Source organism: Planosporangium flavigriseum, assembly GCF_011947225.1.
GTDB classification, from domain to species: domain Bacteria; phylum Actinomycetota; class Actinomycetes; order Mycobacteriales; family Micromonosporaceae; genus Planosporangium; species Planosporangium flavigriseum.
In genome coordinates this window covers 118770-132236 of sequence record NZ_JAATVW010000006.1, presented here as the reverse complement: position 1 = coordinate 132236, position 13467 = coordinate 118770, and the positions used below count along the sequence as shown (strand labels likewise).

The following is a 13467-nucleotide window of genomic DNA, read 5'->3' as shown; positions in this document are numbered from 1 at the left end:
CGTGCGACTGGTACGCCCCCGTACCACGCCGGGAAGGTGCTGGCTCCATGACAACTGCGACGCTTCCTCCAGGCCCGTCGACTCCGCGCTTCATGCAGGTCGCCTACGCGCTGGCCGCGCCGAATCGCGGCATGTACCGGCGTCGCGACCGCTACGGTGACACCTTCACCATCACCATGCCGGTCTTCGGCCGCTCCGTGGTCATCAGCGACCCCGCCGAGATCAAGCAACTGTTCCAGACCCGTACCGACGTCGCCGAAAATCTGGAGCCCAACCTCGGGCGGGTCCTCGGCCCCGGCTCGATGTTCGCGCTCACCGGGGAGGAGCACCGCAGGCGACGCAAGCTGCTCGTCCCGCCGTTCCACGGCCGCCGGCTCGCCGCGTACGAGACGATCGTCGAGGAGGAGACGGTACGCGAACTGGCCTCCTGGTCGGAAGGCCGGGCCTTCGCCACCATGCCGTCGATGATGCGCATCACGCTCAATGTCATCCTGCGGGCCGTGTTCGGCGCCGAGGGCGCGGAGTTCACGCAGCTCCGTGAGCTGCTTCCGGCGATGGTCACGCTCGGCTCCCGGCTGGCCGTGCTCCCCGTCCCCACGGTCGACTGGGGCCGGTGGAGCCCGTGGGGCCGGTTCTGGGCGATGCGCCGCGAGTACGACGCCATCGTGGAACGACTGATCGCCAAGGCGGAGCAGGACGCTCAGCTCGACCAGCGCGACGACATCCTCGCGATGATGGTGCAGAGCCGCTACGACGACGGCTCACCGATGAGCCACAGCGAGATCGCCGACGAGCTGCTCGCCCTGCTGTCCGCCGGGCACGAGACGACGGCCACGACGCTGGCCTGGGCGATCGAACGGATCCGCCGCCACCCGGCGGTCCTGCGCGACCTGGTCGCGGAGGTGGACGCGGGCGGCAAGGCGCTGCGCGAGGCAACGATCGTCGAGGTGCAGCGCACCCGGCCGGTCATCGACATCGTGGGGCGCAAGGTGAAGGCCGAGAGCTTGCCACTCGGCCGGTGGACGATCCCCAAGGGGTACACGGTGATGGTCAGCATCGCCCTGATCCACGACGACGACGCGGTCTTCCCGAACGCGCGAAGGTTCGACCCGTCGCGCTTCCTCCACACGAAACCGGACCTGTACGAGTGGATACCCTTCGGCGGCGGCACCCGGCGCTGCATCGGGGCGGCGTTCGCGAACATGGAGATGAACGTCGTCCTGCGCACGCTGCTGCGCGACTTCACGCTGGAACCGACCGACGAACCCGACGAGCGACGGCACTCCCGCGGCATCGCCAATGCCCCGGCAAAGGGAGGCCTGGCGGTGGTGCACCGCCGGGTGGCGCCGCCGCTCGCGACCGCGACCGCCGAGCGCAGCGAGGTGGCGTCATGACCGAGCAGATGGTCGACGTCGGGCGCGGCATCACCCTGGCGTACGAGCAGTTCGGCGACCCCGGCGCCGAACCGCTCGTCCTGGTCGCCGGACTGGGCCAGCAGTTGCACAGCTGGCCGGCGGCGTTCTGCGAGCAGCTGGCCGCGCGGGGCTACCGGGTCGTCCGCTTCGACAACCGCGATGTCGGCGCCTCGACCCACCTCCGGTTCCGCCCGCCCAGCCTGCCCGCGATCATGACCAGGCGCTGGCCGGCAGAGCAGTACGACCTCACTGACCTGGCCATCGACACCGTGGGCCTGCTCGACGCGCTCGGGTACGGCCAGGCTCACCTCGTCGGCATCTCGATGGGCGGCATGATCGCGCAGACCGTCGCGGCCCTGCATCCGCACCGGGTGCGCACGCTCACTTCGATCATGTCGACGACCGGAGCGCGCCGCGTCGGACGGCCCGCGCTGTCCACGTGGCGGTTGATGGCCGGACGCCCGCCGGAGAGCCGGCAGGCGGCGATGGACCGGTCCGTACAGATCTTCCGGCACATCGGCTCGCACGGCTTCCCGTTCGACGAGGCCTTTGTACGTGAGCTAGCCGGCGTGGGCTGGGACCGCGATCCCTCGTCGGCGGGTACCGGCCGCCAACTCGGCGCGATCTTCCGCTCCGGTGACCGGACAGCGCAGCTGCGGGCGGTCACCGCCCCGACGCTGGTGATCCACGGCGACCGCGACCGCATGGTCCATCCGACCGGCGGAGCGGCCACCGCGCGGGCGATCACGGGCGCCCGGTTGGAAACCATCCGCGGAATGGGCCACGATCTACCGGAGGGCGCGTGGCCGACCCTTCTCGGCCTCATCGACGATCATGCCCGTCGTGGCGGGCGTCCCGCACCGGCAAGGAGCACCGATGCCTCGACCAGTTTCTAGGATCACCGGCCGCCCGGTGGTCATCACCGGCGCGGCGTCGGGCATCGGCCGCAGCCTCGCCCGGCGACTGTCGGCGCTCGGCTCGCCCGTCGCCATCGCCGACCTCGATGAAGCCGGGCTCAAGGAGACCGCGGAGTCGCTGCGCGGTCCGGCGCTCACCCGGGTCCTCGACGTCCGCGACGCGGCCGACCAACTCCGGTTCGCCGACGAGGTACGCGCGTGGCTGCCGGCACCCCTCGCCGCCGTGTTCAACAACGCCGGGGTCGCGGTGACCTCGTCCGTCCTCGACGCGGTACCGGAGGACGACGACTGGCTGCACGACATCAACTTCCACGGCGTGGTCAACGGCACCCGGGCCTTCCTGCCGATCCTCGCCCGCCAGGACGACGGCGCCATCGTGAACACCTCCAGCGTGTACGGTCTGCTGGGCATGCCCTACCAGAGCGCCTACTGCGCGGCGAAGTTCGCCGTCCGCGGCTTCACCGAGGCGCTGCGCCAGGAGTTGCGTGGCACCGGCGTACGCGCCGTCACCGTGCACCCCGGCGGCATCACCACGAACATCGCCCGTAACGCGCGGATCCGCAAGGATCCCGAGGGGCTGGGAAGAACCAAGGAACAGATGGCGGAACAGTTCGAGGCCATGACGATGACCTCGCCGGACAAGGCGGCGCAGATCATCCACCACGGGGTGGAGCGCGGTAAGGCGCGCATCCTCGTCGGCCCGGACGCGTACCTGTTCGACGCGCTCGCCCGGATCACGCCCACCCACTACTACTCCGTGATCTCCGGCGTGATGTCGCGAGCCCGGGGCCGGCAGCGGGAGTCGGTGCGATGACCACCACCGAACACGTCGACGTGCTGATCGTCGGCGCCGGGCTGTCCGGCATCGGCGCCGCGCACCACCTCCAGTCGGCTTTCCCCAGACGGTCCTACGCGATCCTGGAAGCGCGCGACGCCATCGGCGGGACGTGGGATCTGTTCCGGTACCCCGGCGTGCGGTCGGACTCGGACATGCACACCCTCGGCTACCGGTTCCGGCCGTGGACGCAGGCGAAGGCGATCGCGGACGGACCGTCGATCCTCCGGTACATCCGTGACACCGCCGCCGAAGCCGGCATCGACCGGCACATCCGCTTCGGGCACCGGGTGACCCACGCATCGTGGTCCACGGATGATGCGCGCTGGACGGTGGAGGCGGTCCACGACGGCGAACCGGTCCGGCTGACCGCTCACTTCCTGTACGTCTGCAGCGGCTACTACCGCTACGACGCCGGCCACACGCCGGACTTCCCGGGCATCGAGCAGTTCGGCGGCACGGTCGTCCACCCGCAGCAATGGCCGGCCGACCTCGACTACACCGGCAAGAAGGTCGTCGTGATCGGCAGCGGTGCGACGGCCGTGACGCTGGTGCCGGCCATGACCGACCGGGCCGCCCACGTGACGATGCTGCAGCGCTCCCCCACCTACATCACGGCCCTACCGGCGGAGGACCCGATCGCGAACGGGCTGCGCAGCGTGCTCGGCGTACGCCGCGCGTACCCGGTCACCCGGTGGAAGAACGTCGCCCTCAGCACGCTGTTCTACCAGCTCAGCCAGCGCCGGCCGAAACTGGTGAAGTCGATGCTCCGCAAGGCCGCGATCAAGCAACTGCCGGCGGGGTACGAGGTCGACACCCACTTCGCCCCGTACTACAACCCGTGGGACCAGCGGCTGTGCGTGGTGCCCGACGGCGACCTGTTCAAGGCGATCAAGCACGGCAAGGCCTCGGTGGTTACCGACCGCATCAAGGAGTTCACCGAGACCGGCTTGCGGCTGGAGTCCGGCGCCGAACTCGAGGCGGACATCGTCGTGACCGCCACCGGGCTGCGCCTGCTGGCGTTCGGCGGCATGCAGCTCAGCGTCGACGGCCGCGACGTCTCGCTGCCGGAGACCATGGCGTACAAGGGCATGATGCTGTCCGGCGTGCCGAACTTCGCGTTCACCATCGGGTACACGAACGCGTCCTGGACACTCAAGGCCGACCTGGTCAGCGAGTACGTCGTCCGGTTGCTGCGCCACCTGGACGCCCACGGGTACGACCAGTGCGTCCCGACCAACGACGACCTGGGCGTCACGGAACAGCCGCTGCTGGACTTCGCGGCCGGGTACGTGCTGCGCTCCATCGACGAGTTCCCGAGAGCCGGCTCCCGGGCGCCGTGGCGGCTCGGCATGAGCTACGCGCACGACGTGGTGGCGCTACGGTACGGCCGGATCGACGACGGCGTGCTGCGATTCAAGCGCCGGTCCAACCGGGCGCCCTCGGCTGTCGGTGCTGGTGGCGGAGGCGGACGGGAATCGAACCCCCCTGACCCGGATCCCGGGCCACATCGGTTTTGAAGACCGAGTCGTGGACCCAGTGTCAGCAGGGCGGACGCTGAGGGACAGACACTCGATGCCACCGATTTGCCGCCACCGGCGCCACGGCACTCACTCGACGGCTCATCGCTCCCCTGACGTCCCCAGTTCCACGGAGCCTTCCGATCACGATCCGATGGCCGTTCAACTCGACCTCGGCTAGCGGCCCTCCGCCACGTACACGCCATCGCCCTGGCGCCCCACGACCAGGCCGCGTTCCTTGAGGATGAGTTGGACACGCTGGGCGGTCGACAGCGACACCGCGTACAGGTCGGCGAGTTCCCGGGCGGGCGGCAGCTTCGTGCCGGGCGAGTACTCGCCACGGCGGATTCGCTCCGCGATGTCGTCTGCCATCTGTCGGGCGGTAGGCGGGATCGGCATAGGAGCTCCAGAAGGTCGGCAGCGACATTCTCCCATCCCCACCAACTGCACTAAAAGACGTTTGCCCAGTACCTTCCGTTACTCCAGTTACTTCAGTAACGTCTTCTTCGGGACGGCGCGGATCCCGGAAGGTCGGCAACCTCTGGCGCCGTGAGTCCCAGGCGGGGCGCGCCGGTCCGCTGCGATCGACGCCAGGCCGGCGATGCCCCGCCTCCAACCGCATCAGAGGGAGACATCCGTGGAGCGACCAAGTCGACGGTGGGTGAGGCTACCCCTCCTGCCGGGCACCGCCGCGTGCCTGTCGTGCCCCTGGGCCGCGACCGGACCGAGCGTCGAGGTTGCCGCAAAAAGTCACAGCAACAGCACCGGACATCCAATCGTCGCGGAATCCTCCACGAAGTCACGGCGTACCCAATGACCAGCCATCTGCCGGTGCGCGGTAGCTGGATCTGCGGGGGCTGCTCCCTGCCGTGGCCTTGTCCGACACGGCGGCGTCAACTCCTCGCCCAGTACACCGACGCACCCGTCAGCCTCACTCTGGTGCTCGGCTCAGCCCTCATCGACGCGTGCTCCGATCTCGGCGACATTCCCGCTGGCGACCTGCACGCACGCTTCATTGGCTGGGTTCGGCACTAGCGTCGCCACCACGCGATTAAGAAACGAGCTTGCGGCCAACTCACCGGATCGAATCCCGCTGCCAGGTGCTGTTCACCGAGGACCAGCCCCAAGCACTGCTCACACTCACCGCTCCCCCGCCGCACGGAGGACTACGAGAAGCTGCAACTGCTCGCCGCAGGCGTGAGTGTTCCCCGCCGACACGCGGCTCAGCTGACCGCTTCCGTGTCAAATATCGGCAGAGAGGTCGCTACCGGCCGGGGACGAGGTCAGGCGGCGCCTGCGGCCCGATGCGGCCAGCTACGGTCGACGCGGTTGCTGTACTTCTGTGCTGTACCGCTGCTCGGCCTCCGTCGCCTGCCGAGTTTCACTGGTGTACGTGCGCGCGCTGTCCGTCGCGGTCGAAAACCATGATCAGCTCGGCTGGACCGCCCGGTGCTGTGATCGCATGCGGGACCATCGTCGCGAACTCCGCCGCCTCGCCCGCGTCGACGTCGATCTGTCGCTCGCCCAGCCACAACCGCACGCGTCCCTCCAGCACTAGAAACCAGTCGTGGCCCGGGTGCACCCGTTGGCTGGGCGGCACTTCGGACGGCTCGAGGCGCATCTTCATCGCAACCGTGCGCCCGTCTGGACGGCTCAGCAGCCATGTCGTGCGCGCGCCGCTGCTGTGCGCGACGGGACGGATGACGACGTCGTCGTCGGTCGGCACCTCGAAGAGCACATCGAGACTCACCTGCAGGGCGTTGGCCAGCGGCACGAGCACGTCAATGCTCAGGGTGCGCTTGCCCGTCTCGACGCGGCTGATGGTGGACGGGCTGAGGTTGGTTCGCTCGGCCAACTCGTCGAGGGAATATCCCAGAGTGCTGCGCAAGCTGCGCAGACGCGAGCGGGCCAGGGCCTCGACGTCCGCGACTTCGCTCATGTCCCCATCCTGGCCCTCTCTTGCTAATTCTGCAAGGGTCTTTGCTCAGATCGCCGGGACGCCGTAGCGTCACACCCATGAGCGAGCACGCCGCCGATAGCCAGCAGCTGGTCGACCCCGAAGGCGTCGACCACCACGCCGACCATCACGCTCGGCATCCGACCATGGAGCGTCACTGTGATGTCGCCGTGATCGGCGGCTCGGCCGCCGGGCTCGCTGCCGCCCTGCAAATGTCCCGCCAGCGGCGCAGCGTGATCGTGGTCGACGACGGAGCCCCGCGCAACGCCCCGGCCGTCCACATGCACGGCTACCTGGGGCACGAGGGGGCAGCGCCCGGCGAACTCATGGCGGTCGGGCGCGAGGAAGTACGCACGTACGGCGGAGAGGTACTCACCGGCCGGGTCGTGGCGGTGCACCGTCGCGACGACGGTCGGTTCCGGCTTGACCTCACCGGTGGGCATGCGCTGGTGGCCCGCCGTGTCCTCGCCGCGACAGGCCTGACCGACGAACTGCCCGCGATCGACGGCGTCGCCGCGCAGTGGGGTCGCGGCGTGGTGCACTGCCCGTTCTGCCACGGCTTCGAGGTGCGCGACCAGCGCCTGGTGCAGATCATCACCCACCCCCTGGGTATGCACCCGACCCCGCTGTGGCGGCACCTGACCGACCGGCTGACCGTCGTGCTGCACGACCCCACCGGGCTCAACGAGGAGGTCCTGCACGCTCTGGCCGCCTCGGGCCTCGTCATCGAGCGCAACGAGGTTAACCGCGTCCTTACGGGGCCCGACGACGAGGTCTTCGGAGTCGAGCTCGTCGACGGTCGCGTCCTGGAGGCCGACACCGTCGTGGTCAATCCACGGTTCCATGCCCGTGCCGACATGCTGGCCGGGGTTGGGCTCACCACCACTGCTCACCCCACCGGCGCCGGCGATGTCCTCTCAGTGGATCCGCGTGGCCAGACCGCCGTGCCCGGCATCTACGCAGCCGGCAACGTCACCGACCCCAGCCTGCAGGTGCTGCCGTCGGCGGCCCAGGGCAGCCAGGTAGGCGCCATGATCGCCTTCAGCCTCGCCGAGGAGGACCTGCGCGACGCCGCTCGGTCCTCGGGCGAGGAGATCGACTGGGACCACCGCTACGGGGGCCCGGACCGTGTCTGGAGCGTCAACCCCAACGGCACACTCGTCGACGAGGTCACCGACCTGCCCCCCGGCCGGGCGCTCGACGTCGGCACCGGCGAGGGCGCCGACACCCTCTGGCTGGCCGAACACGGCTGGAAGGTGACCGCCACCGACATCTCCGGCAACGCACTCGCCCGGGTACGCGCCGAGGCCGAGCGCCGCGGGCTCAGCATCCATCTGGTACGCAGCGACGCCAACGATCCCACCCCCTTCGGCACCGAGCCCTTCCACCTGGTCTCACTGCAGTACGGCTCGTTCAAGCGCACGCCCGACCAGCGCGGCCTGCGCAGCCTGCTCGATGCCGTCGCCCCCGGCGGCACACTCCTGGTCGTCCATCACGACCTCACCGCCCTGCGCGACCCGGTGGACGCGGCGACCCAGACCCGGATGTACGACCCGGGGGCGTTCGTCGGGGTCGACGAGATCGCCGCCGCGCTCACCGCCGACCCCGATACCTGGCACGTCGAGACGCACGAGACCCGGCCACGGCCTCCCGGCGCGGCCAGTACCCACCACGTCAACGACGTCGTGCTGCGCGCGACCCGACGAGCGGTCTGATCCCGGCCCGCGCACCGCACCGCCGCCCGGCGGACCTGCTCTCGGGAGGATGGCCGCCACACGCCGCTTCGACGGTGCCGCGCGACGCCACGCACCTGGGATGAGGTCGAGGCGGCCCAGGGGTTCGAGCACCTGCGCCGTCACGACCTGCGGCACACCGGGGTGACGTGGGCGTGCCGGTCCACGTGCTCCGGAAGATCGCGGGGCATGGCGCCATCACCACGACTCAGCGGTACCTACATCCGGACCGCCGCTCCATCGATGAAGCCGGAACGGCGCTCAGTGCCCATCTCGCGGTGCGCCGGTCCCCAAACGGTCCCCAACTCCGAGCCGTCTAGATCACTGGAGCGGGTCACCGGCAGACACGGCAACGGCCGTTGACCTGGTGAAACTCCCCGCGTCAACGGCCGATTGTCGCTGTCGGGACGGCCGGATTTGAACCGACGACCCCTTGACCCCCAGAGATCGGCAACGCGATCTGGCGAAGGTGGATACGAGGTCAACCGATGCGGCGCGGTCTGGTTCGGCTCGGTACGGGTGGCCCGGTTGCTGTACTTCCGTGCTGTACCGCCGGCCACCCGACCACTTCGCTCGCCCGTGCATTACGACTGGGTACCTTCGCTGGGGGCCGCACCGTCTGTATCCCTACGGGGTGAGGCGTTCGGCCGTTGGAATAAGCACGTCCCGAATCCAGACCAGGTACTGCCTCAGTAGCCCGAGCACTTCCTGTCCGTCATAGGTGCCGCCACTGAAGTACCACGTGACCGTGTGGGTCGGCTCGGGGACGACCGGCGGGGGCGGCAACGGATCGCTGTGAGAGTGCTCCTCCACCACCTTCCCATCGCGGATGACCGCTACATGCACGGCGTCCGTTACAGTGACCACCTCGTGGACAACGACGTCATGGTGGGCGACCTTACGGTTCTCAGCCCGCTTGAACTCGGCGTTTCGAACATCGGCCATGAAGCGGAACAGCGGATCCTGACCGGTCGTCTGCCACCAGGCGCCGAAGGTCGCCGTCCGGTGTCCCTTCGTTTCGTTGTAAAGGATCGGGCCGACGCGCTGGATCATGCCGATGCAGGACACGAACTCGTCCCGGAACTCGTCGGCACCTGCGGCGTCAGCCAATGCCGACAGCTTGTCGAACGCCCGTTCAGCCTGCCGGTACGCCGTCCTGCTCTTCGGCAAATCCATGGCGGAGTATTCTTCGCGCCCGGCGGCGGAACCGCAATGCGCCGACCACCACACCATGGTCGCGTCACGCGCTGACAGCAGATGACCAGACCAGGCGGCGAAGATGCAGAGCGGTCGGGACGCCGCAACCGGGAGTAGACCGACTTCCAGAACGAGGCCACTTCTCCGCCGACGGTCGGATCTACGGGATCGACCCCCTGTCCGGGCAGGCCGGTCGCCTTTCTGGTTGAGGTGACCCCTCGTTTGTAAGTTCCGGGCAGTTGTCCGAGTCAGGCCCCAAGCCGTCCGTGGGCTCAGTGTGGCTGCCTGTTCCTGCCGCTGACATCCATCGCGGTCCGTGCTCGTTGCTACAGGCACCGCTACACCGCACGCGAAGCTACTGGCCGCCGCTCACTGATGGTGACGCGAATCCGATTCGGGCGAAGAGTTCGGCGCTGGATAGCACAGGGACACCTCGAGCCCGAGCCCGTCCAGCCAGACGCTTGTCGTTGGTGACGAGAGCACAGCCTTCGAATTGGGCAGTGGCCGCGATCAAGGCATCCCGGCTGTGGTCCACGTATCGCGCGTGTGCCGGGAACTGGTGCTAAGCCTGTCCAGCGCGCGCCAGGCAGGCGAGCAGGCCAAGTCGATGCTGGAGTCAGGGCCCGAACAGAACGACGCGCTCGACCAGCAGACACGTGTGACCAGGCGCGCCACTGATCTGGACCTGACCGTCACGTGGCCGAACAAGTTCTCGCCGCAGATTGAGACCGAGGTGCAGTTGACGGCCACCCAGCAGACGGCGAATCTGCTGCACGCTGGCCTGGTCACTAAGGAGCCGCCTGTTTCGGTCTACAAGGGATATTCGGCGGTGGCACACGGTGAGCTCTACGGCCTCATGCACTTTATGACGCCAGTGCAGCAGCCTGACGGAACCGAACTGCTGCACTGGGGCGTCGACCTCGATGTGCTGGACAGCGCCGTGCAGGTCGTGATCCTGGCGTTCCGGAGCGCCTGGCACCGCATCAACGCGGTGATGGGCTGGGACAACGCCGAGCGCGAACAACAGTGGGCGGACGACCTCGACGGGATTTCCAACTTTCGCATGTCCTGATAGGCCGGTTCCCTCGGGCTCTTGGGAAGCGACCAGCTCAGCGGCGATACCCGCGTGTCCGTAGCGCTGGCCCCTTAGGCACTCGCCCAGTGACCGCCTATGGAGACAGACCCTCCGGCTCACCGTACCTTCCCCGTCCCCCGGACAGGTGCCAAGATCCTCGGCGCCCGGTCGGGGTCAAGGGTGGCCGGAGGCCATCGGCGTAGCCGACGCGAAGCGCCCTTGACGCCGGGCGGGTGGCGTGGAGAGTCGGGCACCGGGGGACGCCCACACCGACCACTCACTGCGGACCGCGGCGCGCGCTACGGCGCGGCGTGTCTGTCACGCCGCGTGCCCAGTTCGCCGCCGGCCGGCTGCCGGCTCACCTCGATCAGGTGCCCTTGGTGCTGTCCGTGCTTCGGCGGCCCCGAGGGCTTCTCGCTTTCCGCGCCAGACGGCGGGCGTTCTGCGTGACGCCGCAGAGCGACAGCGGCAGCGGCGGCACGCGCCCAGCCGGCGGCGCGTGCGGACCGGTTCGGGCCGCCTTGATAGATGTACAGAAAGTCCTCCCCGATCGCGGCAGGCAGCCGTGTGCGAGTGACGGTGATCGTTTACGCCTGGGTCGTGGTCTTCTGCTTGAGGCGTTCGTAGGGGGTCTGGCCGTCGAGGCCGCCGTGCGGGCGATGGTAGTTGTAGTAGTCCTCCCATTCGCGGAGCTTGTCGTTGAAGACCTCGGCGTCGTCGATGACGACACCGTCGAGCATCCGGTAGAACTCCTCGGCGTCGATGCGGTGGGACCGTTCGACCTTGCCGTTGAGGCGCGGGGTGCGCGGCTTGATGTAGGTGTGGGCGATGCCCTTGTCGAGCACGTGCCAGTGGAACGCCGTCTGGAACTCCGCGCCGTTGTCGGTCTGGATCACCTGCACTTGGAACGGCAGCCGCTGCAGCACGTAGTCGAGGAACTGGATGGCGGTCTTCTGGTTGAGCTGCGGGTAGATGCGCAGCACCCGCAGCCGGGTGCAGTCGTCGATCGCGGTGAACTGGTAGTACTTGTTGCGCCCGCCGCGGCGGCCGGTCTTGGTCGCGCCGATGGGCTCGATGAACTTGACGTCGATCTGGACCCGGTGGCCGGGCAGCTGTTTCTCGTAGCGTTTCCAGCGCTTGTCGTGGCGCTTGTAGCGCTGCGAGGCAGGCAGCCGGTTGAGGTCCAGGCGCTTGAGGATGCGCCACACGCCGGAGTGGCTGACCGTGATGTCGTGGTAGCGCTTGAGGTACATCGCGATCTTCGCCGGGCCGAAGTGGTAGTTCTGCCGCAGGTAGAGGATCTTCTCGACGACCTCGGCACGGGTGGCGTGGGGGCAGGTCTTGGGCCGCTTCGACCGGGTCCGCAGCCCGTCGACCCCCTCGGCCAGGTAGCGGCGGTACCAGATGTAGTACGCCTGCCGGCTGATGCCGTAGTAGCGGCAGGTCAGCGCGACGTTGCCGGTGACCTCCTCGACGTGGCGGATGATCGCCAGGCGCCGCTTCGCTTCACGATCCAGCGCAGGGGTGGACTTAGACATAGATGGTCTCCGTAGTCTCCGGAGACCCAGGTGTCAACGATGATCGTCAGTTTTAGACGCGGCAGGCAGCCGGATCACCCCCGGCATCGCCAGCGATCGCAATGGATTGACTCGTCGGAATCCGGTGCTACTCTGGCCACGTCGAGCACGCCAGCGCGGCCGTCCCGCCGGATCGCTGGCCTCGACTTCGGAGACGCCGAGCGGCCTTCCTGCCGCTGATGCGAGCCACACCCGCCAATCTCAATCGCACCGGCCCGACATGCCGGTCTCCCCCGACTCCACTGAGCGGCCCAGTACGGCCTTTGCCGTCGATGATGGCCTGGATTCGCTGAACCGACTGGTGGAGGGGCCTGCGGCAACTCGCCGGCCGCCGGTGATCAGGCTCCTCCACTCTTACCAGCCTCACCACAAGGCTGAGAGCACCTCGAACAACCAACCCCGTCGGCGGTAATGGCCAGCCAGCCATCCGCCTCCGGCGTAAGCCGCCCCTCTTCGGCGGTGCCAGGAGACACCACGAACGCCACCAGCGGATCCCGCCGCAACCGGTGGCCGCAACAGCAATCGCCGCTAGCGGCGCGTCCGTACGATCTCCGGCACGCGGCCGTGTCACTGTGGCTCAACGCCGGGGTACCGGCTACTCAGGTGGCTGAGTGGGCGGGGCACAGCGTCCACGTGTTACTCAAGGTCTACGCCAAGTGCATCGAGGGTCAGGACGACGTGGCGCGCCGCCGCATCGGCGAGGCCCTCGGACTGTCGGAGCAGGACGACAGCGCCTGACCGCTGGAGCGAAGTTTGCCGCCCATTTGCCGCAACCAGTGGGCCACAGCGGATATCCGTGAGACGAGGTGAGACCGGCGCTGGTCTTGCAGGACGCCCCATTGATCTACGTCCCGGCAGGTCACCGGGGCGACGTGCTGGTGGCGGAGGCGGACGGGAATCGAACCCGCCTGACCCGGATCCCGGGCCACATCGGTTTTGAAGACCGTGGGGAGCACCAGCTGCCCGAACGCCTCCATAGGTTCTGACCTGCGGTTTACCGCAGGTCAGAAGGTCGTGGTCTTCAGCCTATACAGATCAGCTACGCCACACCCACAGCAGGGGCGATCTTCCTCCGCTGTTGTCCACACGGGTCTCCGTGGTACTTGCCGTTCTCCACAGGCTCCGAGAGCCGTGTCGGACCGGCCGCGAGCGCACAGTCAGCTGATCGGCCGCCGACGCTGGGCCCGCCCCCCTCGCATTCACCGCCACCACCTGCAACTGGCAGAAGCCCGGCGACAGTG

12 protein-coding genes, 1 tRNA gene and 1 pseudogene are annotated in these 13467 nt (G+C 68.5%); 8 read left to right on the top strand and 6 right to left on the bottom strand.

Going from position 1 to position 13467, the window contains the following annotated elements; genetic code table 11:
* Positions 1 to 47: 47 nt before the first annotated feature.
* The 4 genes from HC028_RS11375 to HC028_RS11360 are packed head-to-tail and all read left to right on the top strand — an operon-like array spanning position 48 to position 4687.
* Positions 48 to 1394: a cytochrome P450 gene (locus HC028_RS11375; protein WP_168076249.1), complete on the top strand. Its 1347-nt coding sequence runs from the start codon at positions 48 to 50 to the stop codon at positions 1392 to 1394.
* Positions 1391 to 2311, top strand: a complete 921-nt coding sequence (locus HC028_RS11370) for an alpha/beta fold hydrolase (protein ID WP_168076247.1) — start codon at positions 1391 to 1393, stop codon at positions 2309 to 2311. Before HC028_RS11375 ends, HC028_RS11370 begins: the two co-directional genes overlap by 4 nt.
* Positions 2292 to 3146, top strand: a complete 855-nt coding sequence (locus tag HC028_RS11365) for an SDR family NAD(P)-dependent oxidoreductase (RefSeq protein ID WP_168076245.1) — start codon at positions 2292 to 2294, stop codon at positions 3144 to 3146. Before HC028_RS11370 ends, HC028_RS11365 begins: the two co-directional genes overlap by 20 nt.
* Entirely contained in the window at positions 3143 to 4687 is a 1545-nt protein-coding gene (locus tag HC028_RS11360) for a flavin-containing monooxygenase (RefSeq protein WP_168076242.1), read from the top strand. The genes HC028_RS11365 and HC028_RS11360 overlap by 4 nt, the downstream gene beginning before the upstream one ends.
* Positions 4688 to 4864: 177 nt before the next feature.
* Here HC028_RS11360 and HC028_RS11355 read toward each other — a convergent pair whose 3' ends face one another.
* Both HC028_RS11355 and HC028_RS11350 read right to left on the bottom strand, forming a co-directional pair.
* On the bottom strand, positions 4865 to 5059 hold the full coding sequence (locus HC028_RS11355; RefSeq protein ID WP_239075220.1) for a GntR family transcriptional regulator: 195 nt from the start codon (positions 5057 to 5059) through the stop codon (positions 4865 to 4867).
* Between the two features lie 1009 nt (positions 5060 to 6068).
* The gene (locus tag HC028_RS11350; protein WP_168076238.1) at positions 6069 to 6626 is read right to left on the bottom strand and encodes a helix-turn-helix domain-containing protein; all 558 of its coding nucleotides are present in this window, start codon (positions 6624 to 6626) and stop codon (positions 6069 to 6071) included.
* A gap of 77 nt (positions 6627 to 6703) precedes the next feature.
* Between HC028_RS11350 and HC028_RS11345 the strand changes: the two genes are divergently transcribed.
* Both HC028_RS11345 and HC028_RS28450 read left to right on the top strand, forming a co-directional pair.
* Positions 6704 to 8359, top strand: a complete 1656-nt coding sequence (locus tag HC028_RS11345; RefSeq protein WP_168076236.1) for a bifunctional NAD(P)/FAD-dependent oxidoreductase/class I SAM-dependent methyltransferase — start codon at positions 6704 to 6706, stop codon at positions 8357 to 8359.
* Positions 8360 to 8433: 74 nt separating this feature from the next.
* A pseudogene (locus HC028_RS28450) lies at positions 8434 to 8697 on the top strand (site-specific integrase); the annotation flags it as partial.
* Positions 8698 to 9004: 307 nt separating this feature from the next.
* Here HC028_RS28450 and HC028_RS11335 read toward each other — a convergent pair.
* Complete coding sequence (locus HC028_RS11335; RefSeq protein WP_168076234.1) at positions 9005 to 9553, bottom strand: hypothetical protein; 549 nt, start codon at positions 9551 to 9553, stop codon at positions 9005 to 9007.
* A 376-nt stretch (positions 9554 to 9929) separates the two neighbouring features.
* Positions 9930 to 10109: a PIN domain-containing protein gene (locus tag HC028_RS28445; RefSeq protein WP_338091276.1), complete on the bottom strand. Its 180-nt coding sequence runs from the start codon at positions 10107 to 10109 to the stop codon at positions 9930 to 9932.
* Between HC028_RS28445 and HC028_RS11330 the strand changes: the two genes are divergently transcribed.
* Positions 10068 to 10646 (top strand): hypothetical protein, encoded by a 579-nt coding sequence (locus tag HC028_RS11330; protein WP_168076232.1) that lies wholly within the window; start codon positions 10068 to 10070, stop codon positions 10644 to 10646. The genes HC028_RS28445 and HC028_RS11330 overlap by 42 nt on opposite strands.
* 590 nt (positions 10647 to 11236) lie before the next feature.
* Here the strand turns inward: HC028_RS11330 and HC028_RS11325 are convergent.
* Positions 11237 to 12187, bottom strand: a complete 951-nt coding sequence (locus HC028_RS11325) for an IS481 family transposase (protein ID WP_168076230.1) — start codon at positions 12185 to 12187, stop codon at positions 11237 to 11239.
* A gap of 642 nt (positions 12188 to 12829) precedes the next feature.
* On the opposite strand from HC028_RS11325, the gene HC028_RS28690 reads away from it, so the two are divergent.
* Positions 12830 to 12964, top strand: a complete 135-nt coding sequence (locus HC028_RS28690; RefSeq protein ID WP_373313779.1) for a hypothetical protein — start codon at positions 12830 to 12832, stop codon at positions 12962 to 12964.
* Between the two features lie 141 nt (positions 12965 to 13105).
* Here HC028_RS28690 and HC028_RS11315 read toward each other — a convergent pair.
* Positions 13106 to 13201, bottom strand: a tRNA-Sec gene (locus tag HC028_RS11315).
* Between the last annotated feature and the right edge of the window lie 266 nt (positions 13202 to 13467).

Coding starts and splice junctions, on each gene's coding strand:
- HC028_RS11375 (WP_168076249.1), top strand. CDS start 48: ATGACAACTGCGACGCTTCCTCCAGGCCCGTCGACTCCGCGCTTCATG.
- HC028_RS11370 (WP_168076247.1), top strand. CDS start 1,391: ATGACCGAGCAGATGGTCGACGTCGGGCGCGGCATCACCCTGGCGTAC.
- HC028_RS11365 (WP_168076245.1), top strand. CDS start 2,292: ATGCCTCGACCAGTTTCTAGGATCACCGGCCGCCCGGTGGTCATCACC.
- HC028_RS11360 (WP_168076242.1), top strand. CDS start 3,143: ATGACCACCACCGAACACGTCGACGTGCTGATCGTCGGCGCCGGGCTG.
- HC028_RS11355 (WP_239075220.1), bottom strand. CDS start 5,059: ATGGCAGACGACATCGCGGAGCGAATCCGCCGTGGCGAGTACTCGCCC.
- HC028_RS11350 (WP_168076238.1), bottom strand. CDS start 6,626: ATGAGCGAAGTCGCGGACGTCGAGGCCCTGGCCCGCTCGCGTCTGCGC.
- HC028_RS11345 (WP_168076236.1), top strand. CDS start 6,704: ATGAGCGAGCACGCCGCCGATAGCCAGCAGCTGGTCGACCCCGAAGGC.
- HC028_RS11335 (WP_168076234.1), bottom strand. CDS start 9,553: ATGGATTTGCCGAAGAGCAGGACGGCGTACCGGCAGGCTGAACGGGCG.
- HC028_RS11325 (WP_168076230.1), bottom strand. CDS start 12,187: ATGTCTAAGTCCACCCCTGCGCTGGATCGTGAAGCGAAGCGGCGCCTG.